Here is a 24,828-nt window from a genome sequence, read left to right as displayed (position 1 = left end):
CATTTCTCTTGCCCAGCCCCGATTGCCATAACTCCATGCGCCTGTCCTTTCTGTTGACCGCCCTGTTGTGTGCCGCTGGCCCTGCCTTGGCGGCGAGCATGCAGGTCCAGGTGCAGGACGGTGGCGGCAAGCCGCTGGCCGGGGCGGTGGTGTTTCTGGAGTCGCGCGAAGCCCAGGCCGCGGCCAAGCCCTTGCAGGGCGTGGAGGTGGCGCAGGCCAACAAGCAGTTCGACCCGCAGGTGCGGGTGGTCACCGTGGGCAGCGCGGTGCAGTTTCCGAACCACGACGCGGTGCGCCACCACGTGTATTCCTTCTCCCCGACCAAGACCTTCGAGCTCAAGCTGTATGCGGGCACCACGGCCAACCCGGTGGTGTTCGACAAGCCCGGCATCGCCGTGCTGGGCTGCAACATCCACGACAAGATGGTGGCCTGGATGGTGGTCGTCGAAACCCCGTACTTCGGCCGCAGCGGCGCCGACGGCAAGCTCAGCCTGGACAACGTGCCGCCCGGCAACTACCGGCTGCGCGTCTGGCACGCCAACATGGCGGTGGGCGCGCCGGCGCTGGACCAACCGCTGGCGCTGGCGGCGGCCGGCGGTGCGGCCACCGTGCGGATCGCCGGACTGGTTCCATGAGACTGGGCCTGCTGAGCTGGATGGGCGTCGGGCGCTGGCGCCTGTCCACCCGCATCGTGGCGCTCTCGCTGTTGCTGCTGTTGCTGGTGCAGACCGCCGGCCTGTTGGTGGTGCGGGCCAGCATAGAACGCAATGCGCGCGAGCAGATCCGCCACGAGCTGCAGCTGGGCGACCGCGTATGGCGCCGCCTGCTCGACCAGAACGCCGAAAAACTGCGCCAGGGCGCGGGCTTGCTGGCCGGCGACTTCGGCTTCCGTGCGGCGGTCAATTCCGGTGACATCGAAACCATACGTTCGGCGCTGGACAACCAGGGCGCGCGCATCGGTGCCACCGTCACCGCCTTGCTGGACAACCAGATGGCGTTGCGGGCCCTCAATGACACGCCCGACAACCCGGCCCTGACCGCGGCCATCGCCGAGATCACCGCGCCGCTGGCCAAGAGCGAGCTGGGTGGCACGGTGGCCCTGGTCGGCAATACCCCCTACCAGTTCGTGATGGTGCCGCTGCGCGCGCCGCTGGTCATCGGCTGGGTGCTGATGGGCTTTCCCATCGACCAGACCCTGGCCAACGACATGCTGACCTTGTCGGGCCTGCACGTGGCCATGCTGACCCAGGCCAGGGGCCAGCCGGCGCAGATCGGCCTGTCCACCTTGCCCGACGCCAGCCTGCAGGCCCTGCAAAGCGCTGGTGCCGGCGTCACCGAGCTGGACAATGACGACGACAGTCTGGTCACCCGGCATGTCGATCTGCAGGCCGTGGGCGGCGGCGTGCAGACCCTGCTGCTGCGCTCGCTCAACGAGGTGGTGGCGCCGTTCCAGCAGGTGCAGCTGGTGCTGCTGGTGATCACCGTGCTGGGCCTGCTGCTGTTCGGCCTGGGCAGCACCTGGGCCGCGCGCCGGGTGACCACGCCGCTGAGCGCGCTGGTGCAGGGCGCCGAGCGCCTGGGCCGCGGCGAATACGAGCAGCCGGTGCAATACACCTGGCGGCAGGACGAGATCGGCGACCTGGCCAATGCCTTCGACCGCATGCGCAAGAACATCGCCATCAGCCGCAACGAGATCCAGCAGCTGGCCTACTGGGACCGGCTGACCCGCTTGCCGAACCGGCTGCGCTTTCGCGATACCGTCAAGGAAACCATACTCCAGCGCCGCAACGATGCCGAGGCGCAGCCGCTGGCCGTTATCACCCTGAACCTGGACCGCTTCAAGCACGTCAACGACATCCTCGGTTACGCGCTGGGCGACCGCCTGCTGATGGCCGTGGCCGAGCGCCTGCTGCTGCGCATGGACGAGGGCGCGCTGGTGGCCCGGCTGGGCGGCGACGAGTTCTCGGTGGTGCTGTTCAACGCCGATGCGAGCCAGGCCATGGAGGCGGCCAAGACCATCGCCAATGCGTTCGAGGCCCCGCTGAGCTTCGACGACCAGACCGTCGACCTGAGCGCCAGCCTGGGCGTGGCCTGCTGGCCGCAGCACGCCAGCGATGTGGACAGTCTGCTGGGCCGGGCCGAGGTGGCGATGTACATCGCCAAGCGCAAGGCCACGGTGTTCGAACTCTACGACCCGGCGCTCGACTCGTCCAGCAAACAGACCTTGTCGCTGCTGTCCGAGCTGCGCTACGCGGTGGAACACCACGAGCTGCGGCTGTTCCTGCAGCCCAAGATCGCGCTGGACAACGGCCGGGTCATCGCCGCCGAAGCCCTGGTGCGCTGGCAGCACCCGGTGCGCGGCCTGGTGCCGCCCGACGCCTTCATCCCGTTTGCCGAGCAGACCGGTTTTGTACGCCAGCTGACCCTGTGGATGTTCGACGAAGCCGCACGCCAGTGGGCCGGCCTGCAGCAGCCCGGGCTGCCGCTGCGTATGTCGATCAACCTGTCGACCCGCGACCTGCTGGACCTGGACTTCCCGGCCCGGCTCGATGCGCTGCTCGACAAGCACCAGGTGGCGCCCGAAGGCTTCTGCCTGGAGATCACCGAAAGCGCCATCATGGACGACCCGCTGCGCGCCGAGGGCACCCTGAAGCGCCTGTCGGACCGCGGCTTCAAGCTGTCCATCGACGACTTCGGCACCGGCTATTCGTCGCTGGCCTACCTCAAGCGCCTGCCGGTGGACGAACTGAAGATCGACAAATCCTTTGTGATGGGCATGGAACGCGATCCCGACGACGCCAAGATCGTCCGCTCGACCATCGACCTGGCGCACAACATGGGCCTGAGCGTGGTCGCCGAAGGCGTGGAAAACGCCGCCGTCTGGAACCTGCTGCGCGAGCAAAACTGCGACGAAGCCCAGGGCTACTACATGAGCCGGCCGTTGCCGGTCGACGGCTTCAAGGCCTGGCGCCAGCGCTGGGCCGAAAGGGCCGAGGCCTGAGCCGTTGCCGGCCGGTGCAGAATGCGCGCAACAGCATCCGACTTACAAACCTGGAATTCCCCTTCATGAACTCTCTCAAATTCGTCGCCGTGGTCCTGATTGCCGCCGGCGTACTCGCCCTGGTCTATGGCGGCTTCAGCTACACCAAGGAAACCACCGCCGTGAAGCTCGGCCCGCTGGAGCTGTCGGTGAAGGAAAAGGAAACCGTCAACGTGCCGCTGTGGGCCGGTGTCGGCGCCATCGTGGTCGGGGGCCTGCTGCTGGCGATGGGCGGCAAGAAGTAAACACAGTTTTTGCTATCTAAAAAGTAGCTGCTGGCGCAGGTATTACCTGCGCTAGAGGCCTAAAAAGCTTGCATATTCAGGCTGGCTTCTGCTGCGTCTGCACAGCGGGCTGGCGGTTCACCAGCACGATGCCGGTGCCCACCAGTGCCATCGCCGCCAGCAGCCCGGCCGACAGCGGCTCGCCCAGCCACCAGGCGCCGAACAGCAGTGCGAACACCGGCGTCAGGAACACGAACACCGACATCCGCGTGGCCGGGTAGTGGGCCAGCATCCACATCCAGGCCAGGTAGCTGGCAAAGCCGCCCACCAGCGCCTGCAGCAGCAGAGAGCCGGCGGCGAAGGCGCTGAAGTCCAGCGCCCAGGCCTCGCCCAGCGCAATGGACACCAGCGGCAGCAGCGCTGCGCTCACGCCCACCTGGTAGAGCAGTTGTTTTTCCGGCGCCACCCGGGCGAACGAGGTGGTGCGTATCACCACCGTGGTCAGCCCCCACAACAGCCCGGCCAGCAGACCCAGCGCATCGCCGAACCAGCCCAGTGGGTAGGCGCTGCCGGCAGGATGGCGGAACAGGCCTTCGCCCAGGGCCAGCGCCATGCCGGCAAATGCGCAGGCCAGGCCCAGCCATTGCCAGCCGCGCAGCCGCTCGCCGGGCACGAAGCGCGGCAGCAGCAGTGCCACCCAGAACGGCGCGCTGTACAGAAACACCGTCAGCCGCGAGGCCAGCGTGTACTGCAGCCCCGCGTGGATGCAGGCAAATTCGGCGGCGAACAGCGCGCCGGCCAGCAGGCCGAAGCGCCAGGCCCCGGCCGGCTCGCTGCCCAGCCCCAGGCGCACGCCGCGCCAGCGGCACCAGGCGGCCACCGCCAGGCTGGACACCGCAAAGCGCAGGCAGGCCTGGAACACCGGCGGCACCTCGGCCATGGTGGCTTTGACCAGCACCTGCTGGAAGCCCCAGAACATGCAGCAGGCCAGCAGCAGGGCGATGGCGAAGGGGTCGAGATGGCTTTTGCGGGTCGTGGGCATGGTCCATTATCGGGGCCGCTCCGGGGCGCATAATTTGCCTCTGCCGACACTTTGCCGCGGTGTCCCGTCCCTTTTCAAAAGGTCTTTATGCCGTCTCTGGATACCTGTATCGCCTTCTTTGGCCTGTCCCTGGTGCTGGGCTTTACGCCTGGCCCCGACAATATTTTTGTGCTGATGCAGTCGGCCACCCAGGGCCGCAAGGCGGGGTTTGTGGTGACTCTGGGCCTGTGTGCGGGCCTGGTGGTGCACACCCTGGCGGTGGCGCTGGGCCTGGCGGCGGTGTTTGCCGCCTCGACCACGGCTTTCACCGTGCTCAAGGTGCTGGGTGCGACCTATCTGGCCTACCTGGCCTGGCAGGCGTTCCGCGCGCCGGTCGGCCCGCTGGCCCTGCAGGCCGAGCAGCAACCCAGCATGCTGCGCATGTTTTTACGTGGCTGGGTGATGAACCTGACCAATCCCAAGGTGGTGTTTTTCTTCCTGGCGCTGCTGCCGCAGTTCGTCCATGCCGAGCGCGGCGCGATTGCGTTGCAGCTCTGCGTGCTGGGCGGCATCTTCATCGTTGCCACCTTGGTGGCCTTCGGCACGATCACCTATTTCGCGGCGGCGGTCAGCAGCGGGCTGCGCAGCTCGGCCTCGGCCCAGCGCTGGCTGAACCGGATGGCGGGTACGGTGTTCCTGGGCATGGCGGCGCGGCTGGCGCTGGCCGAACGCTAGTCTGCTACTGAAAATATAGCTGCTGGCGCAGGTTTTACCTGCGCCAGCGCCCCATAAGGCTTAAATTCTCTATCACGCCGTCGGCACCGTACCGCCGTCGATCACGTATTCCGTACCGGTGATGGATGCCGCACGCGATGACACCAGAAAGCCCACCAGGTCGGCCACTTCCTTCGGCTTGCAAGGCCGGCCGATGGGGATGCCACCCAGCGAATCCATCAACGACCGGCGGGCCGTGTCGACGCTGCTGCCGTTCTGCCGCGCGATGTTTTCTACCAGGCGAACAGCCGCGTCGGTCTCCACCCAGCCCGGCGCCACGCGCACCACGCGCACACCCTGGGGGCTGACCTCTTTGGACAGGCTTTTGCTGTAGGTAGACAAGGCCGCCTTGGCCGCCGCGTAGGCCGTGGTGGCCTCGGGCAGCGGTAGCTGGCTTTGGATGGAAGTGATGTGGATGATGACGCCCGCGCGCTGGGCCAGCATGCCCGGCAGCAAGGCCCGGTCCAGCCGCACGGCGGGTAGCAAGTTGAGGTTGAGCGCCTGGTGCCACTCCTCATCCCCCAGCATGGCAAAGCCGCCCGCTGGTGCCGACGAGCCACCCACCACGTGGACCACGATGTCCACACCGCCCAGTTGCTCCAGCACCGCAGCAGCGACGGTGGCGCAGCCTTCTGCCGTGCTGACATCGGCGGTGACAAACCGGACATCTGGCGGTGTGGCCGGCCGATGGCGCGCCGTCGTTAACACCGTAGCCCCGGCCTGCGTCAGCTGCGCCACCACCGCCGCACCCACGCCCTGTGTACCGCCGGTGACCAGCGCGCGCCGTCCCTCCAGCTCCACCGGCGGGCGGATCTCCAGCGCGGCGATCCTGTCGTCCCGCAGACCAAACACATAGAGCAAATCCACCGGGCTGCCGGGAAAGTTGCCCGTCACCCGCGCCAGCAACCGGGTGCTGTCGCCGACCTGCGTGCTGCCCAGCGGTTCGGCGGTGTACTGGTATTGGGCCCGGGCCGCCAGGCGCCAGGCCTGGATGGCGGCGATGCCGTGGATGTTGTGGCCTTCATCACGCACCACCGCGTCCGGTGTGAAGCAAGCTGCCAGCAGCGCCGGGTCGGCGGTGCGGTCGGCGTCCAGGTAGCGGGCGATGGCGGTAGGAAGCTGTAGCGGCATGGGGGCTCTTTCAATCGGGTTTGCAATGCAGCCATGTTGCGTTCACCATCCCGGCATGACAAGAACGCACCCCCAAGTAAGTACCCTGCCTGGTCTGCAGCTACCACCCCGAAAAACCTACACCGCCCTCTCTGCCGCCATCGATCTGGAGGCGGTGTTCAGCCTGCTTGAAGGCCGCTGGAAGCTACTCATCTTGTTCAACCTGTTCGGCGGCCAGGTGCAGCGGTTTTCGGACCTGGAAAAGCGCATCGACGGCATCTCGCAAAAGATGCTGGCCCAGCAGCTGCGCCAGCTGGAGGCCGACGGCATTGTCGAACGCACCGACCACGGTGAGGTGCCACCACGGGTGGACTACCGCATGACCGCATGGGGCCAGGCGCTGTGCCCGGCGCTGGACGGCTTGTTGCAGTGGATGGAGCAGTGCGGTCAGCGGTGAGGGCGATATCTTCATCTCGACTGCTATTGAAAGTATAGCTTTCTGCGCAGGTAGTGTCTGCGCGAGAAGCCTAGTAGACGCTCATTTTCAGGCCACCTGCGCTGCCGTGTCCCGCACCGCCAACGGCGCCATGCTGGCCATGCCCTTGCCGTTGCGCTTGCTTTCATACAAGGCCTGGTCGGCGCGGTCCATCAGATTGGGCAGGCTCTCCACCGTGCCGCCCAGGAACATCGCCACGCCGATGCTGGCGGCCATGGACACGTGCTCGCCGCTGTCCAGCCCCACCGGGGTCAGCATGGTTTGCAGCACCTTGTGGGCCACCTCCATCGCAGCCTCGGGCGAGGCCACGGCATTCAGCACCAAGGCAAACTCGTCGCCGCCAATCCGGGCCGCCGTGTCGTTGGCGCGGGCCAGGCCCTGCAAGCGCTGCCCTACACGCACCAGCACCTGGTCGCCACTGCGGTGCCCCAGGCTGTCGTTGACCGGCTTAAAGCCATCCAGGTCGATCAACAGCAGGGCACCTGGGCGGTGGTCGCGGTGCGCCGTCAGCACCGCCTGCGACAAGCGGTCTTCAAACAGGCGGCGGTTGGGCAGGCCGGTCAGGCGGTCGTGGCTGGCCAGCGCCAGCACCTGCTGGTGGGCACGCATCAGGCGCGCACCCAACAAGCCCAGCAGTACCGCAAAGGCGTACGACAGCCAAACCACCAGCGTGGGGGCGCTGCCCGCGGCACGCCAGCCACTGGTGGGCACAGCCCCCAGCAGCCAGCTACCGCCACCGGGCAGGGGTACCTCCAGTGTGGCCGGGCTCTCATTGAACAGATCGGCGCGCCCCAAGAACACCGCGCCACCGGCACCGGTGGCATCTTGGCCACGTGCCGCCACCTGGAAGCCCATTTGCTCGGTCGTCAAGCCCACGTCGGCGAACAAGGTGTCGGCGTTCACGGTCAGCGACACGATGCCCCAGTAGGCGGGCTCGGGGTTGTGCTTGCCGTCCTGTACCGGCGCCAGGAACACCGGTGTGCGGCTGGTAATGCCCAGCCCGCCCTGCACCAGTTGGATCGGTCCGGCCACCACGGTGCGGCGGGTCTGGATGGCGCGCTCCACCGCGCCGCGCTGCTGCGGGTTGTCCATGTAGCGCAGGCCCAGGGCCTTCTCGTTGCCCAGGCGCGGATAAATGTCGGCAATGACGTTGTCCGGCGCCAGTGCCAGGTTGCGGATATTGCGCTGGCGCTCCAGCAGGCGCCCCACCACGGTGGCAAAAATATCGGGCGGCATACGGCCCTGCGCGGCCACAAAAGCGGCCACCGTTTCCGGTACCGACAAGGTGCTCTGCAGCTGCCGGTCCATGCGGTCGCGGATCTGCAGCAAATGGTTTTGGGCCTGCACCGCAATCTCGGTCCGCGCCTTGGTATGCGAGATGTTGATCACCACCCAGGCCAGCGAGGTCGCCAGGGCCCCGCCGACAACACCCACGATCAGCGGCAAATAGCGGTAGCGAATCCAGTTGGAAGGAAGACGGTTGGAGGGCATCGGGCGTGGCGTGGTCAAAACCCGAGTTTATTCACCATGCGGCACGTGCTAACGGCGCTCCAGCCACTCGAACAGGCCCATGCCCGCCAGCATCGCGGCCACGAACACCAGCGCTTTGTCCGCTCCCATCCCCAAGCCCACCAGAGCCGGGCCCGGGCAAAAGCCGGCGACGCCCCAGCCTACGCCGAACAGCAGGCTGCCGATGACCAGGCGGCGGTCGATGCGGCGCGCGCTGGGCAGCTGCATGGGCGCGCCCAGCAGGGAGTGGCTGCGCCGCCGGGCCAGGGCGAAGGCCACAGCGGCCACGGCGATGGCGCCGGCCATCACAAATGCCAGCGACGGGTCCCACACGCCGGCCAGATCCAGAAAACCCAGCACCTTGGCCGGGTTCGCCATGCCGGAGACGATCAGGCCCAGGCCAAACACCAGGCCCGACAGCAATGCAGAGATAAACACCATGGCCAACTCCTTACCAAGCCAATACGTGGCGCAGCACGAACACCGTGGCAAAGCCCGCGGCCATGAAGGCCGCCGTCGCCACCAGGGAGCGCGGCGACAGGCGCGACAGACCGCACACGCCGTGTCCGCTGGTGCAGCCCGCGCCATAGCGCGTGCCCACGCCCACCAGCAGCCCGGCCAGCACCAAGCTGCCGTAGCCTGCGTCGATCTGCAGCGTGGGCAGCGCGGCGAACAGCCGGTACACCATGGGCGCAGCCACCAGGCCCAGCACAAAAGCCAGCCGCCAGGCGATATCGCCCCGTGTGGGTACCAGCAGCCCGCCCAGCACGCCGCTGATGCCGGCAATCCGCCCGTTGAGCAGCACAAACAGCGCTGCAGCCAGGCCGATCAATGCACCTCCGGCCAGCGCAGCCAGCGGGGTGAAATGGTTCCAGTCCAGGGTCATTACGCCTCCTTGGGGCAGTACAGGCGGTACAGCAGCGCCAGGATGTCCAGCATCGCCGGGTCGGCCACGCTGTAGTAAATGTTCTTGCCGTCGCGGCGCGGCGTGATCACGCCCTCGTTGCGCAGCACACCCAGCTGCTGCGACAAGGTGGGCTGGCGGATGTCCAGCTGCTGTTCCAGGTCGCCCACGCACATCTCGCCCTGAGACAGCTGGCACAGCAGCAGCAAACGGTCTTCATTGGCCAACACTTTCATGGCCGCCACCGCATGGTGGGCTGCGCCGCGCAGGGTTTCGGGGTGGATGGTCTGGGCGGCTTTGGGCATGCGGTGGGGCTCACTTTTCAATATACCAATTTATATAATATCTGCAAAAAGAGTGTGGCAGCCGGCCAGGTGCGGCATTGTTGCTTGTGGTGCTACATAAAGAATAGCTGTTAGCGCAGATGCTGATTGCGCTAGATGCCGAAAAGACTAAGATGGTGTGGTCCCGCAACCGAGCGCTACACGCCTTGGAGGCAACGTATGTCCCGTACCCGCACCCTGGTTTACACGGCCTTGGCGATGCTGGCATTTGCCGGGAATTCACTGCTCTGCCGGGTGGCGCTGAAGCACACCAGCCTGGATGCGGCCAGCTTCACCAGCATCCGGCTGGTATCCGGTGCGCTGGTACTGTGCTTGCTGGTGCGCATGCGCCGCCCTGGTACGCCGGTGGGCGGCAACTGGCTATCGGCCGGAGCGCTGTTTGCGTATGCGGCGGGCTTCTCGTTTGCCTATCTGCGCTTATCCGCTGCCACCGGGGCGCTGCTGCTGTTTGGCGCGGTGCAGGCCACGATGATCGGCCATGGCGTCTGGGCCGGCGAGCGCCTGCGGTCGCTGCAATGGGCGGGGCTGCTGGTCACCCTGGGCGGACTGGTCGGACTGCTGCTGCCCGGCCTGTCTGCGCCACCGCTGCCCAGCGCGCTGCTGATGCTGGGCGCGGGTGTGGCCTGGGGCGTGTACTCGCTGCGCGGCAAAGGTGCGGGCGACCCGCTGGCCGTGACGGCCGGCAACTTCATGCGCGCGGCCCCGATGGCGCTGGCCTTGAGCGTGCTGCTCTATCCCGCGATCTCACTGGACTCTGCGGGTCTGCTGTACGCGGTGGCTTCGGGGGCATTGACCTCGGGCATCGGCTATGCGATCTGGTACAGCGCCTTGCCCAAGCTGCCGTCCACGGCGGCCGCCACCGTGCAGCTCAGCGTGCCGGTGCTGGCGGCGCTGGGCGGCATTGTGTTCCTGGGCGAGACCGCCAGCCTGCGCCTGCTGCTGGCGTCGGTGGCCGTGCTCGGCGGCATCGCGCTGGTGATCTGGCAGAAGCAGCGGGCGGCGGCCGATTAACCCCGCAGCCACGGCGGCCTGCCATCCCGGGTACATTTTTTCGATGCCCGAATGGACTTCCCCACCCCTCAGCGCCAGCCCCTCGACCCCGTTTCAAACCCGTGAATGGCTGGCCCTGGTGGCGATCCTGCTGGGGGTGGTGCTGAGCGCGCTGGACACCGCGATTGCCAATACCGCGCTGCCGGCCATCGCCGCCGACCTGCAGGCGCCGCCCGCCACCTCGGTCTGGGTGATCAATGCCTACCAGCTGGCGGTGGTGGCTAGCCTGCTGCCGTTTGCCGCGCTCGGCGACCTGTGGGGGCCGCGGCGGATCTTCATCGGCGGGCTGGCCTTCTTTACCGCAGCATCGCTGCTGTGTGCGTTTGCCACCACCTTGCCGCTGCTGGCCGGTGCCCGCGCGCTGCAAGGCATAGGCGCAGGCGCGGTGATGAGCGTCAACATCGCGCTGATACGCCAGCTATACCCGCCCTCGCGCCTGGGCCGCGGCGTGGGGCTGAACGCGCTGGTGGTGGGCATAGGCTTCACCCTGGGGCCGGCCGTGGCCTCGCTGGTGCTGTCGGTGGCGTCCTGGCCCTGGCTGTTCGCCATCAATGTGCCACTGGGCCTGCTGGCGATTGCCTTTGCCGTGCCCACGCTGCAGCGCAGCCCGCGCCGCGGCCATGGCTTCGACCCGGCGACCGCGCTGCTGACGGCGCTGACGTTTGCCGCGCTGATCCTGGCGCTGGGGGCGGCCGCGCAGCGCGAAGCCTGGGCCCTGGTGCTGTTGCCGCTGGGGGTGGCGCTGCTGGCCGGTGGCCTGCTGCTGAGGCGCCAAGCCGGCCACCCTGCGCCCATGCTGCCGGTGGACTTGCTACGCCGCCCGATGTTCGCGCTGTCCACCATCACCGCCATGGCGGCGTTCGCCGCGCAAGGCCTGGCTTTTGTTTCGCTGCCGTTCTACTTTGAAGCCGTGCTGCACCGCAACCCGGTGGACACCGGCTTCCTGATGATGTCCTGGCCGGTGATCGTGGCCCTGGCTGCGCCGTTTGCCGGCCGGCTGTCGGACCGCCATCCGCCCGGTTTGCTCGGCGGTGTGGGCCTGAGCCTGTTGACCCTGGGGCTGGCCTCGCTGGCCCTGCTGCCCGCCGAGCCGCAGACCTGGGACATCGTGCTGCGCATGGCGGTCTGCGGTGCCGGTTTTGGCTTCTTTCAGTCGCCGAATCTGAAGGCGCTGATGTCCAGCGCGCCACCCGAGCGCAGTGGCGGCGCCAGCGGCGTGATCGGCATGGCCCGGCTGCTCGGCCAGACCACCGGCGCGGCCTTGGTGGCCCTGTGCTTCGGCCTGGCCGGCGTGCATGGCTCCACCGTGGCGCTGGCCCTGGGCGCGGGCTTTGCGGGCCTGGCGGCGGCAGCCAGCTTTGCCCGGCTGTGGGCCGCGCACTGAGGCGCTCAGCCCGCCGCCGCTTTCAGCTCGGCCAGCAAGGGTTTCAGATCGCCATACAGCGCGCCGCTGCGCAGCAGGCGCCGGCCTGCGGCATCCGAGACGATCACCGTGGGCACGCCTTGCGCGCCGAAGGCCCGCATCTCCGCCTGGGCCTGGTCCATGCGGACCTGCATGGCAGCCAGCAGTGCGCTGTCGGGGGCGCTCAAACGCGCTGCCGCTGCACCCAGCCCCAGGGATTGCAATATCTCCACCAGCACCGCCAGCGCGCTGGTATCGCGCCCATCCACATAGCGGGCTTGCTGAAAGGCCTGCAGTGCGTCCAGTTCGCGCTCCGGTGCCGTCAGGGCCACGGCGGTCAGCGCCAGAGTGGCCGGACCGGAGTTGAACATCGCCTGCTGCTGGCCCAGCACCTCGTCGCGGTAGCGCTGGCTGAACGGCTGGCCGGTCAGCTGCTGGATGCGCTGGTCGTTGCTCCAGGCATAAGCGGCAAACTGCGCATCCATGCGGCGCGCGCCCTGGCCTGCAAACAGGCCGGTGGGTGCCAGCGTGACGGCCACGCCAGGCACTTCGCTCAGCCTGCGCAGGCCGGGTGCGGCGGCATAGCACCAGCCGCACAGCGGGTCGAACAAATAGGTGATGTGGGTCGTGTTTTGCATATCAGTTTGGGTGAGGGCGAGAATCAGTAGCAGCAGTGTATTTGCGCCAATCGGGCAAATAAACCCCTTAGACTGCGCTTATCTATTGCATAAATCGGGCAAACCATGGACAGACTGACCGCCATGCAGGTGTTTACCGAGGTCGCCACCAGCGGCAGTTTCAGCGCCGCCGCCGACAAGCTGGACATGTCGCGCGCCATGGTCACGCGCTATGTGGCCGAGCTGGAGCAGTGGCTGAACGCCCGGCTGCTGCAGCGCACCACCCGTAGCGTCACCTTGACCGATGCCGGCGAGCACTGCCTGCGCCGCAGCCAGCAGATGCTGGCGCTGATGCAGGACGTGGAGGAAGAAACCGCCAGCACCGAGGGCGCGCTGCGCGGCCAACTGCGCCTGACCTGCAGCATGTCGCTGGGCTACGCCCAGATGGCCGCGGCGATCACCGACTTTCTGGCGCTGCACCCGCAGCTGAAGATCGACCTGGATGTCAGCGAGGGCTCGCTGAACCTGGTGGAAAAACGCATCGACCTGGCGATCCGCATCAGCAGCGAGCCCGACCCTATGCTGGTGTCGCGCCCGTTGGCGCGCTGCGATTCGCTGCTGGTCGCCTCGCCGGCCTACCTGGCCCAGCACGGCGTGCCGCAGGCCCCGGCCGAGCTGGCCCGGCACCGTTGTTTGAGCTACGCCAATTTCGGTAAAAGCGTCTGGCAGCTGGAGCGCATGGGCGAGACCGCCAAGGTCAGCGTCACCAGCCATTTCAGCGCCAACGAAGCCACCACCTTGCTGCAGGCCGCGCTGGCCGGCGGCGGTATCGCACTACAGCCCACCTATCTGGCGAATCCGTTGTTGCGCAGCGGGCAGTTGCAGGTGGTGTTGCCTGAATGGAGTTTGCCGGCGATGACCATCCATGCGCTGTACCCGTCGCGCCGGCACTTGTCGCCGGCGGTGCGGGCCTTGCTGGATTTTTTGGTGGGGCGGTTTGCGGGGGTGGCTTGGTGAGGGGCGTGGGGTTAGCGGTAACCAACATGCCGTTGCGTGTCCGGTTGCTCCTGAGGTTAGAGGGCGCCGATACGAAAGTACGAGGTGTCGACTTTCCAGCGTTTGAGTGCGTGCCGGAATGGCAAATGATAGTAATAGGTGCCGCCTTCGCTTGATGCAAGATTAGGTTCGTCTGAGAACAACAGAGTTGTCGTTCGCCTCTGCGTGTAGCCGCAAAGACCGCGAAAGAATAGCGCCAAGAATTCGTGAGCACCACGCAGTGCACGCTCAGCATCCAGCGCATCCCACACGCTCGGATTTTTGGACATATCGAGAAACTGTGTTCGTTCGGAAATGCCTTCTTCTGTTTCGTATCCGGCGTTAGTCCAGATAACAGCTTGTTTCTTTGGATGCACGAATGTGTCCCGCAGTCGTTTTAGCTCCTGAGCCTTCTGCACTGACAGCACGCCTGTTGGAAGCTTCTTCTGTCTGAAATTTGTTCGCAGGAAGAAGTCGAACTTCGCAAGTGGAGAAAGCTTGTCAATGTCCTTGAATACGTTTGGCTCGAGGTTTAAGGACTCTATGCAAATGTTCGCAGCCACCTCAGGGAGCATCATTGTGCATGCAATGGAGCCTCGCGCTAGGCTGTTGGCCGTGTCATTGTCCTGTTCCTTTTCGCTCGCTAATAGCAGATAGACACCATCCTCAAAGAGTGTGCGGAAGCCTCGGTCATAGGAGATGCGTTGGGAAGTTGGCATGGGCACTCTAATGCGATAGCTGGTTGTGATTATTAAACCTGTGCTGGAGGCACTTTTCATAAAATATTTCGACGTTGTTTGTTGGTGGCGTTTGCTGCCGATAACGTCACCTGCGCTGCTGGCCGGGTAGTGCGCCCGGCGGCGCAGTAACTTTTCTTTTGCGCAAAAGAAAAGTCACCAAAAGAAAGGCGCCCCCACCGCCTGCGCCCTCCGCTGGCGCTACGGGAACCTGCGGTGCTCGCTTTGGGCGGGGTCTGGCTAAACTCGACCTACGGCCTCAAACAACGCCAGCCCTGATCCCCCCAAAGCTGCGCTCCTCGGCGCATGCAGAGGGGGACCCCGGGGATCGGGATCGGTGGCGCTGTGCGCCACATCGCGCCTTGGGCGCGAGATGGTTGCAGCCCGGCTGCGCCGGGCTGGGTATTGGTTGTTGGTGTTGGCTGTCCGCTCCCCCGCCGTGTGGCGTCGGCGAGTAGCGGAGGTCTGAGCGGATCAGGGCTGGCGTTGTCTGAGCGCAGCGAGTTTAGCCAGACCCCGCTCAGACCGAGCAACGCAGCGTACCGGCGCAGCCGGGCGACGACTTCGGCTCGCCTTTCTTTTGGGTACTTTTCTTTGGCGAAGCAAAGAAGAAGTACCTCGCTCGCCGGGGCGAGACCCGGCCGGGGATGCCAATAAATACCCCCCAAACCCAAAAGCAAACCCCAAGCGTCTTTACGCTTTCTTTATACCCACTCCCCACCTCTGTACCCCGTTTTTACGCCCCGAAACCTACGCTTAGCCCATCAATTTCTCAAAGAAAGCGGGATGGTATGGACGTGGTCTATCTGGCGGGCGCAGGCCTGCTGTGGGGCGTGATGGTGTTGCTGGTCAAGGGCTTCCAGAAGCTCGAAAAGCCCAAGGGAGGCCGCGCATGATCCCGCTCCACATGCTGTACGGCCTGGGCGGCCTGTGTGCCGTGCTGTTGCTGGCCTACCTGGTCTACGCGCTGATTTGCGCGGAGGAGTTCTGATGAGCGCGAATGCCTGGGGCCTGTTGGCCCTTTACCTGACCGTGTTGCTGGCCACCGCCTGGCCGCTGGGCCTGTGGCTGGCGCGTCTGGCCAATGGCAAAGTGCCCGGCTGGATGCAGAAGCTCGAAACCCCGCTGTACAAGCTGGCGGGTACCGACCCCGACAAATCCATGCACTGGGCCCACTACACGCTGGCGCTGCTGGCCTTCAATCTGTTGGGCGTGCTGGTGGTCTACGCGCTGCAGCGCCTGCAGGTCTGGCTGCCGCTGAACCCGCAGGGCATGGCCGCGGTGTCGGCCGACTCGGCGTTCAACACCGCGGTGAGCTTTGTGTCCAACACCAACTGGCAGGGCTACGCGGGTGAATCCACCATGGGCTATCTGACCCAGATGTTGGCGCTGGCGGTGCAGAACTTCTTCTCGGCCGCCACCGGCATTGCCGTGGTGTTTGCGCTGATGCGCGGCTTTGCGGCACGCTCCACCGCCGTGATCGGCAACTTCTGGGTCGACATGGTGCGCGTCACCACCTGGGTGCTGCTGCCGCTGTCCCTGGTGTTCGCCATCTTCCTGGTCGGCCAGGGCGTGATCCAGAACTTCGACGGCTACAAGGATGTGACCACGCTGGAAACCACCAGCTACCAGCAGCCCAAGCTGGATGCCGCGGGTGCGCCGGTACTCGACGCCAAAGGCCAGCCGGTGCTGGAAGACGCCAAGACCCCGACGCAAACCCTGCCCATGGGCCCGGTGGCGTCGCAAGAGGCCATCAAGATGATCGGCACCAACGGCGGCGGCTTCTTCAACGCCAACTCGGCGCACCCGTATGAGAACCCGACGGCGCTGAGCAACTTCTTCCAGATGCTGGCGATCTTCCTGATCCCGGCGGCGCTGTGCTTCACTTTCGGCCGCGTGGTCGGCGACCCGCGCCAGGGCTGGGCCGTGCTGGCGGCGATGACCATCCTGTTCGTCATCGCCGTGGTGGCCATCATGCCCGCCGAGCAGGCCGGCAACCCGCTGTTGCCGCCGCTGGGCGTGGACCAACTGGCCAGCAGCCTGCAGGCTGGCGGCAATATGGAAGGCAAGGAAGTGCGCTACGGCATCACCGCCAGCAGCCTGTTCGCCGTCATCACCACCGCCGCCTCCTGCGGTGCGGTGAATGGCATGCACGACTCGCTCACGCCGCTGGGTGGCATGGTGCCGCTGGTGATGATGCAGCTGGGCGAAGTGGTGTTTGGCGGCGTCGGCACCGGGCTCTACGGCATGCTGGTCTTCGCCATCCTGGCGGTGTTCATCGCCGGGCTGATGATTGGCCGCACCCCCGAATACCTGGGCAAGAAGATCGAGGTGCACGAGATGAAGCTCACCTCCATCGCCATCCTGGTGACACCCATCGTGGTGCTGGCCGGCACGGCGGTGGCGGTGATGTCGGGCGCGGGCACAGCCGGCATCGCCAACCCCGGCGCGCACGGCTTCTCGGAGATCTTGTACGCGCTGAGCTCGGCCGGCAACAACAACGGCAGCGCCTTCGCCGGCCTGTCGGCCAACACACCGTTCTACAACGTGCTGCTGGGCATCGCCATGTGGCTGGGCCGCTTTGGCGTGATCGTGCCAGTGCTGGCGATTGCCGGCGCGCTGGCCGCCAAGCAGCGGCTGCCGGTGACCAGCGGAACCTTGCCTACGCACGGCCCGCTGTTCGTCACTCTGCTGATCGGCACCGTGCTGCTGGTGGGCCTGCTGAACTACGTGCCGGCGCTGGCCTTGGGCCCGGTGATCGAGCACCTGGTGCTGTGGGTGCACCCATGATTGCTATTGACTTGATAGCTTCTCGCGCAGGTAGTACCTGCGCCAGAGCCCTGTTTTGCTTACATTTTCGAAAGACATCCGTATGAACACCCAAAAGTCTTTGGTGTTGCTCGACCCCGCCTTGCTCAAGCCCGCGCTGGCCGCGGCCTTTACCAAGCTCAGTCCCCGTGTGCAGTGGCGCAACCCGGTGATGTTCGTCGTGTTTATCGGCAGCATCCTGACCACGCTGTTCGGCGGGCTGGCGCTGCAAAGCGGCGATGGCACGGCCAGCTTCACGCTGTCGGTGGCGGTGTGGCTGTGGTTCACCGTCTTGTTCGCCAACTTTGCCGAAGCCTTGGCCGAAGGGCGTGCGCAAGCCCAGGCTTCGTCTTTGCGGGGCCTGAAAAAAAGCACCATGGCCAAGAAGCTGCGCGAACCCAAGTACGGCACGACCTGGCTACCCGAGGAGGCCGAGAACCTGCGCAAGGGCGACGTGGTGCTGGTCGAAGCGCATGACTTCATCCCACTGGACGGCGAGGTCGTGGAAGGCGTGGCCTCGGTGGACGAAAGCGCCATCACCGGCGAATCGGCGCCAGTGGTGCGCGAGTCGGGCGGCGATTTTTCCTCCGTCACCGGCGGCACCCGCGTGCTGTCCGACTGGCTGGTGGTGCGCATAGGCGTGAATCCCGGCGAGTCCTTCCTGGACCGCATGATCAGCATGGTCGAAGGTGCCAAGCGCCAGAAGACGCCCAACGAGATCGCGCTGACGATTCTGCTGGTGGCGCTGACCATCGTGTTCCTGGTGGTCACCGTGACCCTGCTGCCGTACTCCATCTTCAGCGTGCAGGCGGCGGGCGCGGGCACGGTCGTCAGCATGACGGCGCTGATCGCGCTGCTGGTCTGCCTGATCCCCACCACCATCGGCGGCCTGCTGTCGGCGGTCGGCGTGGCCGGCATGAGCCGCATGATGCAGGCGAATGTGATCGCCACCTCGGGCCGCGCGGTGGAAGCCGCAGGCGACGTGGACGTGCTGCTGCTGGACAAGACCGGCACCATCACCCACGGCAACCGCCAGGCCTCGGCTTTCTTCCCCGCGCCCGGCCTCACCGAAGCGCAACTGGCCGCCTGCGCCGCCCAGGCCTCGCTGGCCGATGAAACCCCCGAGGGCCGCAGCATCGTGGCCCTGGCCCAGCGCCTGGGTGCGGTGCAGCCGCTGGTCGGCACGACCACCGAAGTGCCGTTCACCGCGCAGACCCGTATGAGCGGTATTGACCTGCAGTCGGCCGATGGCAAGGTCCGTGTGCTGCGCAAGGGCGCGGTGGATGCAATCCGCAAGTACGTGCAGGCCCAGAACGGCCGCATGCCCACCGAGGTGGCCAAGCAGGCCGACGACGTATCGCGCCGCGGCAGCACGCCGCTGGTGGTGGTCGACGGCGCCACAGTGCTGGGCGTGGTCGAGCTGAAAGACATCGTCAAGGCCGGCATCAAGGAGCGCTTTGGCGAGCTGCGCCGCATGGGCATCAAGACGGTGATGATCACCGGCGACAACAAGCTCACCGCCGCGGCGATTGCCGCTGAAGCCGGTGTCGATGACTTCCTGGCCGAGGCCACGCCGGAGCAAAAGCTGGCCCTGATCCGCCAGTACCAGAGCGAAGGCCGCCTGGTGGCCATGACCGGCGACGGCACCAACGACGCCCCCGCGCTGGCCCAGGCCGACGTGGCCGTGGCCATGAACAGCGGCACCCAGGCGGCCAAGGAGGCCGGCAATATGGTGGACCTGGATTCCAACCCCACCAAGCTGCTGGAGATCGTGGAAACCGGCAAGGCGCTGCTGATGACGCGCGGCTCGCTGACCACCTTCTCGATTGCCAACGACGTGGCCAAGTACTTCGCCATCATCCCGGCGATCTTCGTCAGCACCTACCCGCAGCTGAAGGCGCTGAACGTGATGGGGCTGGGCAGCCCGTCCTCGGCCATCTTGTCTGCCGTGATCTTCAACGCGCTGATCATCATGTTCCTGGTGCCGCTGGCGCTGAAGGGCGTGCGCTACCGGCCCGTCGGCGCGGCCGCGCTGCTGCGTCGCAACCTGCTGATCTACGGCCTGGGCGGCCTGGTCGTGCCCTTCGTCGGCATCAAGGCCATCGACATGCTGCTGGTCGCGGCCCATTTGGTTTAAGGAGTTCAAAAAATGAATGCGATTCTTCGTCCCACCCTGGTGTTGTTCACCGCACTGACCGTGCTGACCGGCTTGGTCTATCCGCTGGTTGTCACCGGCGTTGGCCAGGCGGCTTTTCCCAAGGAAGCTGCGGGCAGCCTGGTGCTGCGCGACGGCAAGCCCGTCGGCTCTGAACTGATCGGCCAGAACTTCAGCGACCCCAAGCACTTTTGGGGCCGTCCCTCGGCCACCGGCCCGCAGCCCTACAACGGCACGGCCAGCGGCGGCTCGAACCAGGGCCCGCTGAACCCGGCGCTGGTGGACGCGGTGAAGGCCCGCATCCAGGCCTTGCGCGACGCCGACCCGGGCAACACCGCGCCCGTGCCGGTAGATCTGGTGACGGCATCCGCCAGCGGGCTGGACCCGCACATCAGCCCGGCTGCGGCCCGCTTCCAGGTGGCCCGCGTGGCCAAGGCCCGTGGGCTGGAGGCGGCCAAGCTGCAGGCCCTGGTGGACCAGCAGGTGGAAGCACCGCTGTTGGGCTTCCTGGGCGAGCCGCGCGTCAACGTGCTGCAGCTCAATTTGGCCTTGGACGCTGGCTTGCAGTAACCTCCGCGCATGGAGACCCGCCCCGATCCCGACACCTTGCTGCAGCGCCTGCAGGAGCAGGACGCGGCGCGCGCCCTGGGCCGGCTGCGCATCTACTTCGGCGCCAGCGCCGGTGTGGGCAAGACCTACGCCATGCTCAGCGCGGCCCAGCAGGCGCATGCGGCCGGCCGCGAAGTGCTGGTCGGCGTGGTCGAAACCCATGGCCGGGCCGAGACTGCGGCGCTGCTGGAGGGCCTGGAGCAGCTGCCGCCGCGCCAGCTGCCTTACCGCGGCCGCAGCCTGCCCGAGTTCGACCTGGACGCGGCCCTGGCCCGCAAGCCGGCCGTGCTGCTGGTCGACGAGCTAGCCCATACCAATGTCGAAGGTTCGCGCCACCCCAAGCGCTGGCAGGACGTGCAGGAGCTGCTAGCCGCCGGCATCGAGGTCTGGTCGGCGCTGAACGTGCAGCACCTGGAGAGCCTGAACGGCACGGTGGGCGCGATCACCGGCATCCGCGTGCACGAGACCGTGCCCGACACCGTGCTCGACAGCGCCGACGAAATCATCCTGGTCGACGTCACGCCCGACGAGCTCACGGCCCGGCTGCAGGCCGGCAAGGTCTACCTGCCGCAGCAGGCGGCGCGGGCCACGCAGAACTTCTTCCGCAAGGGTAATTTGATCGCGCTGCGCGAAATCGCCCTGCGCCGCACCGCCGAGCATGTGGAGGACGACGTGCGCAGCTACCGGGTCGAGCAGTCGGGCTCGACCACGGCGATGCCGCCGGTGTGGAATACCTCGGGTGCCATCCTGGCCTGCATAGGCCCGCAGGAGGGCGCCGAGCATGCGGTGCGCACCGCGGCCCGGCTGGCCGGGCGGCTCAATGTACGCTGGCATGCGGCCTATGTGGAAACCCCGCTGCTGCAGCGCCTGGCCGCCGCCGAGCGGGACCGCATCCTGTCGGTGCTGCAGCTGGCCGAAACCCTGGGCGCCGATACCGCGGTGCTGACCGGCAGCAACATTGCCGCGGCACTGGCGCACCAGGCCCAGATCCTGAACTGCGCGACCCTGGTGGTGGGACGGCCCAGCCTGCGGCCGCGCTGGCAGTTCTGGCATGCGCTGCAGCCCACGGTGGCGCGCCAGTTGGCCACGCTGGACCCGACGCTGGAGCTGGTCGAAGTGGGCAGCAGCGCCAGCGCCCGCCGGCTGCCGCGGGTGCTGCTGCGCCCCGACGCCGAGGCCGTGCTGCAGCCTGGCAGCTGGCTGCCCTATGCGGCCGCGCTGGGGGGCTCGGTGCTGGTAACTCTGCTGACCACGCCGCTGGCCCACAGGCTGGACCAAGCGAATATCGTGATGTTGTTCCTGCTGGCCGTGGTGCTGGTGGCGCTGCGCTGGGGCCGTGGCCCGGCGGCGCTGGCGGCGCTACTGAACGTGGCGGCGTTCGACTTCTTCTTCGTATCGCCGCGCTTCTCGTTCGCGGTGGGCGACATCCAGTACCTGGTGACCTTTGGGGTGATGCTGGCGATCGGCCTGCTGACCGGCCAGCTGACCGCCGGCCTGCGCTTTGCCGCGCGGATTGCCGACAGCCGCGAGCGCCGCACCCAGGCCTTGTTCGACCTGACGCGGGAACTCTCTGGCGCCTTGCTGAGCAGCCAGGTGGTGGAGATCGGCCAGGCCGCGGTGCAGCGCCTGTTCACCCAGGTCGAGGGCCAGGCCTGGGACCCGGTCAAAGGCGGCAAGGTGCTGGTGCTGGTGGCCGACCACAAGGAGGACGGCGCAGGCCACCTGCACTTGCCCGGTATGCTGCCGCACGACTTCGACGCCGGCATTGCCGAATGGGTGCTGCGCAGCGGCCACAGCGCCGGCCTGGCCACCACCACCCTGCCGGCCCATCCCTGGCATTGCGTGCCGCTGCAGGCGCCGATGCGGGTGCGCGGCGTGCTGGCGCTCAAGCCCAGCCAGCCGCGCTGGCTGCTGATCCCCGAACAGCAGCAGCTGCTGCAAACCCTGGCCCGGCAGATCGCCATCGCGCTGGAGCGCGTGCACTACGTGGAGGTGGCGCAGGAGGCCGTGGTGCACATGGAGTCCGAGCGCCTGCGCAACACCTTGCTGGCCGCCATCTCGCACGATGTGCGCACCCCGCTGACTGCGCTGATGGGCCTGGCCGAATCGCTGCAGGCCGCACAGCCGCCGCTGGCGCCGGCCCAGGCCGATGCGGCCGGGGCCATGGTGGTGCAGGCGCGCGAGCTGTCGGCCCTGGTCACCAATCTGCTGGACATGGCGCGGCTGCAGAACGGCGGCGTGGCGCTGCGCAGCGACTGGCAGTCGGTCGAGGAACTGGTGGGCGCGGCCATCCGCGCCGCCGGCCCGGCGCTGCGCGGAGCGCCGGTGCAGACCGAGGTGCCGGCCGACCTGCCGCTGGTTGAATTCGACGCGGTGCTGATGGAGCGCGTGCTGGTCAACCTGCTGGAGAACGCGGCCAAATATGGCGCGCCGCCGCTCGTGCTGCAAGCCCACGCCACGCCCACCAGCCTGGTGCTCAGCGTGCGCGACCACGGCCCGGGCCTGCCCAAGGCCATGCTGGGGCGCGAAGCCGAACTGTTCGACAAATTCACCCGCGGCAGCGCCGAATCGGCCACCCCGGGCGTCGGCCTGGGCCTGGCGATCTGCAAAGCCATCGTCGATGCGCACCGCGGCCAGATTGTTGCCGCGCAGGCCGAGGGCGGTGGTGCAGAATTCAGCATCACCCTGCCACGCCGCCCCGCACCGGACATACCTTGACCCCTGTTGCCGTACTCATCGAAGACGAACCCCATATCCGCCGCTTTGTGCGCAGCGCGCTGGAGGCCGAGGGCTGGCAGGTGTTCGAATCGGCCACCGCCAAGCAGGGCCTGACCGAGGCCGGCACGCGCAAGCCCGACATGCTGGTGCTGGACCTGGGCCTGCCCGATGGCGATGGGCTGGACGTGATACGTGACGTGCGCGGCTGGTCGGCCGTGCCCATCATCGTGCTGTCGGCGCGCAGCGACGAGGCCGACAAGATCGCCGCACTCGACGCCGGCGCCGACGACTACCTGACCAAGCCCTTCGGCGTGGGCGAACTGCTGGCCCGGGTGCGCGCCAACCTGCGCCGACCGCGCGCGGCGGCGGCCGATGGCGTGGTCGAGGCCGACCCGGTGTTCCGCTTCGGCGCGGTGGAGGTCGACCGCGCGGCCCGGCTGGTGCGCCGCGACGGCGCCGAAGTGCACCTGACGCCCATCGAGTACCGGCTGCTGGCGGTGCTGATCAGCAATGCCGGCCGGGTGCTCACGCACCGCCAGCTGCTGCGCGAAGTCTGGGGACCGGCGCACACCCAGCAAAGCCATTACCTGCGCATCTACATGGGCCATCTGCGGCAAAAGCTGGAGGCCGACCCGACCCAGCCCGCCCACCTGCTGACCGAAACCGCGGTCGGCTACCGGCTGCTCGCTTAAAATATAGGCAAAATCTGCCTCTGGCGCTGATGAATCCAGCGCAGGCAGCTATGAATTGAATAGCGCACATGAACACCCCCATCAAGCCTCCCAATCCCACCGCCGTGGCTTTCCGCCGCGCTGCCCCGCCCGCCGGCCCCGCCAGCAGCAGCGAACCCACGCGGCTGAACAAGCGCATGGCCGAGCTGAACATGTGCTCGCGCCGCGAGGCCGACGAGTGGATCGCCAAGGGCTGGGTCAAGGTGAATGGCGCGGTGGCCGAGATGGGCGTCAAGGTCACGCCCAGCGACCGCATCCAGATCGACAAGGCCGCCAGCGGCCACCAGGCGACCCAGGTCACCATCCTGATCAACAAGCCCATGGGCTATGTGAGCGCCCAGGCCGAAGACGGCCACGAGCCGGCGGTGACCCTGTTCACCCCGCAGAACCGCTGGGTCGACGACAACGCACGCTTCTTCTTCCACCCGAATCAGCTGCGCGGCCTGGCGCCCTGCGGCCGGCTCGACATCGACTCCATCGGCCTGCTGGTGATGACGCAAGACGGCCGCATCGCCCGCCAGCTGATCGGTGAAGACTCGGTGATGGAGAAGGAATACCTGGTGCGCGTGGCCTACCACGGCCTGGGCCAGCCCGCGCCCACCGGCCAGCTGGTGCGCATGGACGACGACGACCCGGTCACGTCGAACGTGCAAGCCGTGTTCCCGCCCGCCATGCTGGCCAAGCTGCGCCACGGCCTGAGCCTGGACGGCCAGGCCCTGAAGCCGGCCAAGGTGAGCTGGCAAAACCCCGAACAGCTGCGCTTTGTGCTGACCGAAGGCAAGAAGCGCCAGATCCGCCGCATGTGCGAACTGGTCGGCTTGAAGGTGGTGGGCCTGAAGCGGGTGCGCATCGGCAATGTGATGCTGGGCAATCTGCCGCTGGGCCAGTGGCGCTACCTGGCGCCGCACGAGAAGTTTTAAACACAAAAAAGCCGCGATGTTTCGCGGCTTTTTTTGTGCGGTGGCGCGTCTTCAGTTGGACAGCTTGGGCGCTTCGTTCATGAGCGCCGGGTCCCAGTGCTCGACAGCCTTGCCATCCTTGATGCGCCATGTGTCGAACCAGGCTGTGCTGTAGCTGCCGTTGGGGTGTTTGGGGTCGATCACCCGGCGGGGGTAGACCACCGTCACCAGATCGCCCTCGGCCATGACCTCGGCGACCGGCAGGCCCAGTTTGTCTGGAATCGGCGTGGGCTGGACCTTGAGTATCTGGGTGAAGAAATACACCACGGCATCCCGTCCATTGCGGGCGTTGGGGTTGTGCTGGATGTAGTCCTTGTCGATGTAGCGCTCGGCCAGTTCCCAGTGGTTGGCTTCCAGCAAGTCCTTGACGATGTGGTAGGCCACCTGCTTGTTGGCATGCAGCTTGGGGTCGGGGCTGGTAAACAGTGCGTCGGCGTTGGCTGCGCTGCGCACGGCCTCCTGGGCCAGGGCCGGTAGCGTGCAGGCGGCGGCCAGCATGCCAGCCAGTAGGGATGTCTTCATTCAAGTCCTTTCAGGTTTCTGGGACCGGGCGGTCGAGCCTCCCGGGTGGGCATTGAATGTAGG

The 24,828-nt window shown here is 66.8% G+C and carries 24 protein-coding genes and 1 pseudogene; 15 read left to right on the top strand and 10 right to left on the bottom strand.

What is annotated here, in order from left to right; all coding sequences use genetic code 11:
* Positions 1-35 precede the first annotated feature (35 nt).
* The 3 genes from J2X19_RS22710 to J2X19_RS22700 all read left to right on the top strand — a co-directional run bounded on the left by J2X19_RS22710 (position 36) and on the right by J2X19_RS22700 (position 3,285).
* Positions 36-635 (top strand): methylamine utilization protein, encoded by a 600-nt coding sequence (locus J2X19_RS22710; protein ID WP_310376716.1) that lies wholly within the window; start codon positions 36-38, stop codon positions 633-635.
* On the top strand, positions 632-3,001 hold the full coding sequence (locus J2X19_RS22705; protein ID WP_310376713.1) for a putative bifunctional diguanylate cyclase/phosphodiesterase: 2,370 nt from the start codon (positions 632-634) through the stop codon (positions 2,999-3,001). The genes J2X19_RS22710 and J2X19_RS22705 overlap by 4 nt, the downstream gene beginning before the upstream one ends.
* A 65-nt stretch (positions 3,002-3,066) precedes the next feature.
* The gene (locus tag J2X19_RS22700; protein ID WP_116606649.1) at positions 3,067-3,285 is read left to right on the top strand and encodes a hypothetical protein; all 219 of its coding nucleotides are present in this window, start codon (positions 3,067-3,069) and stop codon (positions 3,283-3,285) included.
* Positions 3,286-3,361: 76 nt separating this feature from the next.
* Here J2X19_RS22700 and J2X19_RS22695 read toward each other — a convergent pair whose 3' ends face one another.
* Entirely contained in the window at positions 3,362-4,306 is a 945-nt protein-coding gene (locus tag J2X19_RS22695) for a DMT family transporter (RefSeq protein WP_310376711.1), read from the bottom strand.
* 87 nt (positions 4,307-4,393) lie between these two features.
* On the opposite strand from J2X19_RS22695, the gene J2X19_RS22690 reads away from it, so the two are divergent.
* Positions 4,394-5,020: a LysE family translocator gene (locus J2X19_RS22690; protein ID WP_310376709.1), complete on the top strand. Its 627-nt coding sequence runs from the start codon at positions 4,394-4,396 to the stop codon at positions 5,018-5,020.
* 72 nt (positions 5,021-5,092) lie between these two features.
* On the opposite strand, the gene J2X19_RS22685 is transcribed toward J2X19_RS22690, so the two are convergent.
* Both J2X19_RS22685 and J2X19_RS22680 read right to left on the bottom strand, forming a co-directional pair.
* Positions 5,093-5,872, bottom strand: a complete 780-nt coding sequence (locus tag J2X19_RS22685) for an SDR family oxidoreductase (protein WP_310376890.1) — start codon at positions 5,870-5,872, stop codon at positions 5,093-5,095.
* A gap of 21 nt (positions 5,873-5,893) precedes the next feature.
* A pseudogene (locus tag J2X19_RS22680) lies at positions 5,894-6,190 on the bottom strand (nuclear transport factor 2 family protein); the annotation flags it as partial.
* A gap of 55 nt (positions 6,191-6,245) precedes the next feature.
* Between J2X19_RS22680 and J2X19_RS22675 the strand changes: the two are divergent.
* Positions 6,246-6,626 carry a winged helix-turn-helix transcriptional regulator gene (locus tag J2X19_RS22675; RefSeq protein ID WP_310376707.1) on the top strand — a complete coding sequence of 127 codons (381 nt, stop codon included), beginning with the start codon at positions 6,246-6,248 and terminating at the stop codon, positions 6,624-6,626.
* Positions 6,627-6,713: 87 nt separating this feature from the next.
* Here the strand turns inward: J2X19_RS22675 and J2X19_RS22670 are convergent, their stop codons facing one another.
* The 4 genes from J2X19_RS22670 to J2X19_RS22655 are packed head-to-tail and all read right to left on the bottom strand — an operon-like array spanning position 6,714 to position 9,383.
* Complete coding sequence (locus tag J2X19_RS22670) at positions 6,714-8,156, bottom strand: diguanylate cyclase domain-containing protein (protein WP_310376705.1); 1,443 nt, start codon at positions 8,154-8,156, stop codon at positions 6,714-6,716.
* A gap of 48 nt (positions 8,157-8,204) precedes the next feature.
* Complete coding sequence (locus J2X19_RS22665; RefSeq protein ID WP_310376703.1) at positions 8,205-8,615, bottom strand: DUF6691 family protein; 411 nt, start codon at positions 8,613-8,615, stop codon at positions 8,205-8,207.
* Positions 8,616-8,625: 10 nt separating this feature from the next.
* On the bottom strand, positions 8,626-9,060 hold the full coding sequence (locus J2X19_RS22660) for a YeeE/YedE family protein (protein ID WP_310376701.1): 435 nt from the start codon (positions 9,058-9,060) through the stop codon (positions 8,626-8,628).
* The gene (locus J2X19_RS22655) at positions 9,060-9,383 is read right to left on the bottom strand and encodes an ArsR/SmtB family transcription factor (protein WP_310376699.1); all 324 of its coding nucleotides are present in this window, start codon (positions 9,381-9,383) and stop codon (positions 9,060-9,062) included. Before J2X19_RS22655 ends, J2X19_RS22660 begins: the two co-directional genes overlap by 1 nt.
* A 198-nt stretch (positions 9,384-9,581) precedes the next feature.
* Between J2X19_RS22655 and J2X19_RS22650 the strand changes: the two genes are divergently transcribed.
* Together J2X19_RS22650 and J2X19_RS22645 are read left to right on the top strand one after the other, a co-directional pair.
* Positions 9,582-10,433 (top strand): DMT family transporter, encoded by an 852-nt coding sequence (locus J2X19_RS22650; RefSeq protein ID WP_310376697.1) that lies wholly within the window; start codon positions 9,582-9,584, stop codon positions 10,431-10,433.
* Positions 10,434-10,476: 43 nt separating this feature from the next.
* Positions 10,477-11,856, top strand: a complete 1,380-nt coding sequence (locus J2X19_RS22645; RefSeq protein ID WP_310376695.1) for an MFS transporter — start codon at positions 10,477-10,479, stop codon at positions 11,854-11,856.
* A 5-nt stretch (positions 11,857-11,861) separates the two neighbouring features.
* On the opposite strand, the gene J2X19_RS22640 is transcribed toward J2X19_RS22645, so the two are convergent.
* Positions 11,862-12,512, bottom strand: a complete 651-nt coding sequence (locus tag J2X19_RS22640) for a DsbA family protein (RefSeq protein ID WP_310376693.1) — start codon at positions 12,510-12,512, stop codon at positions 11,862-11,864.
* A gap of 105 nt (positions 12,513-12,617) precedes the next feature.
* Between J2X19_RS22640 and J2X19_RS22635 the strand changes: the two genes are divergently transcribed.
* On the top strand, positions 12,618-13,508 hold the full coding sequence (locus J2X19_RS22635; protein ID WP_310376690.1) for a LysR family transcriptional regulator: 891 nt from the start codon (positions 12,618-12,620) through the stop codon (positions 13,506-13,508).
* A gap of 56 nt (positions 13,509-13,564) precedes the next feature.
* Here J2X19_RS22635 and J2X19_RS22630 read toward each other — a convergent pair whose 3' ends face one another.
* Positions 13,565-14,245 (bottom strand): hypothetical protein, encoded by a 681-nt coding sequence (locus J2X19_RS22630; protein ID WP_310376688.1) that lies wholly within the window; start codon positions 14,243-14,245, stop codon positions 13,565-13,567.
* Positions 14,246-15,155: 910 nt separating this feature from the next.
* Between J2X19_RS22630 and kdpF the strand changes: the two genes are divergently transcribed.
* The 7 genes from kdpF (at position 15,156) to J2X19_RS22595 (ending at position 24,204) form a co-directional block, all read left to right on the top strand.
* Positions 15,156-15,254, top strand: coding sequence for a K(+)-transporting ATPase subunit F (gene kdpF, locus J2X19_RS22625; protein ID WP_116606671.1), 99 nt, complete (start codon positions 15,156-15,158; stop codon positions 15,252-15,254).
* Positions 15,254-17,053 carry a potassium-transporting ATPase subunit KdpA gene (gene kdpA / locus J2X19_RS22620; protein WP_310376685.1) on the top strand — a complete coding sequence of 600 codons (1,800 nt, stop codon included), beginning with the start codon at positions 15,254-15,256 and terminating at the stop codon, positions 17,051-17,053. Before kdpF ends, kdpA begins: the two co-directional genes overlap by 1 nt.
* A gap of 82 nt (positions 17,054-17,135) precedes the next feature.
* Positions 17,136-19,208 (top strand): potassium-transporting ATPase subunit KdpB, encoded by a 2,073-nt coding sequence (gene kdpB, locus J2X19_RS22615; protein WP_116606673.1) that lies wholly within the window; start codon positions 17,136-17,138, stop codon positions 19,206-19,208.
* 12 nt (positions 19,209-19,220) lie between these two features.
* Complete coding sequence (kdpC, locus tag J2X19_RS22610; protein WP_310376681.1) at positions 19,221-19,796, top strand: potassium-transporting ATPase subunit KdpC; 576 nt, start codon at positions 19,221-19,223, stop codon at positions 19,794-19,796.
* Between the two features lie 9 nt (positions 19,797-19,805).
* The gene (locus tag J2X19_RS22605) at positions 19,806-22,553 is read left to right on the top strand and encodes a DUF4118 domain-containing protein (RefSeq protein ID WP_310376679.1); all 2,748 of its coding nucleotides are present in this window, start codon (positions 19,806-19,808) and stop codon (positions 22,551-22,553) included.
* A complete protein-coding gene (gene kdpE / locus J2X19_RS22600) occupies positions 22,550-23,245 on the top strand; it encodes a two-component system response regulator KdpE (RefSeq protein ID WP_116606676.1) in 696 nt (231 codons plus the stop codon). Before J2X19_RS22605 ends, kdpE begins: the two co-directional genes overlap by 4 nt.
* A gap of 68 nt (positions 23,246-23,313) precedes the next feature.
* Positions 23,314-24,204 carry a pseudouridine synthase gene (locus J2X19_RS22595; RefSeq protein ID WP_310376677.1) on the top strand — a complete coding sequence of 297 codons (891 nt, stop codon included), beginning with the start codon at positions 23,314-23,316 and terminating at the stop codon, positions 24,202-24,204.
* Positions 24,205-24,255: 51 nt separating this feature from the next.
* Here the strand turns inward: J2X19_RS22595 and J2X19_RS22590 are convergent, their stop codons facing one another.
* Positions 24,256-24,765, bottom strand: coding sequence for a nuclear transport factor 2 family protein (locus J2X19_RS22590; RefSeq protein WP_310376675.1), 510 nt, complete (start codon positions 24,763-24,765; stop codon positions 24,256-24,258).
* Positions 24,766-24,828 lie beyond the last annotated feature (63 nt).

Source organism: Rhodoferax ferrireducens, assembly GCF_031458075.1.
In the GTDB taxonomy this organism is placed as follows: domain Bacteria; phylum Pseudomonadota; class Gammaproteobacteria; order Burkholderiales; family Burkholderiaceae_C; genus Rhodoferax_B; species Rhodoferax_B ferrireducens_A.
The sequence above is the reverse complement of the archived record's forward strand: the minus strand, read 5'-3'. Positions and strand labels throughout refer to the sequence as shown.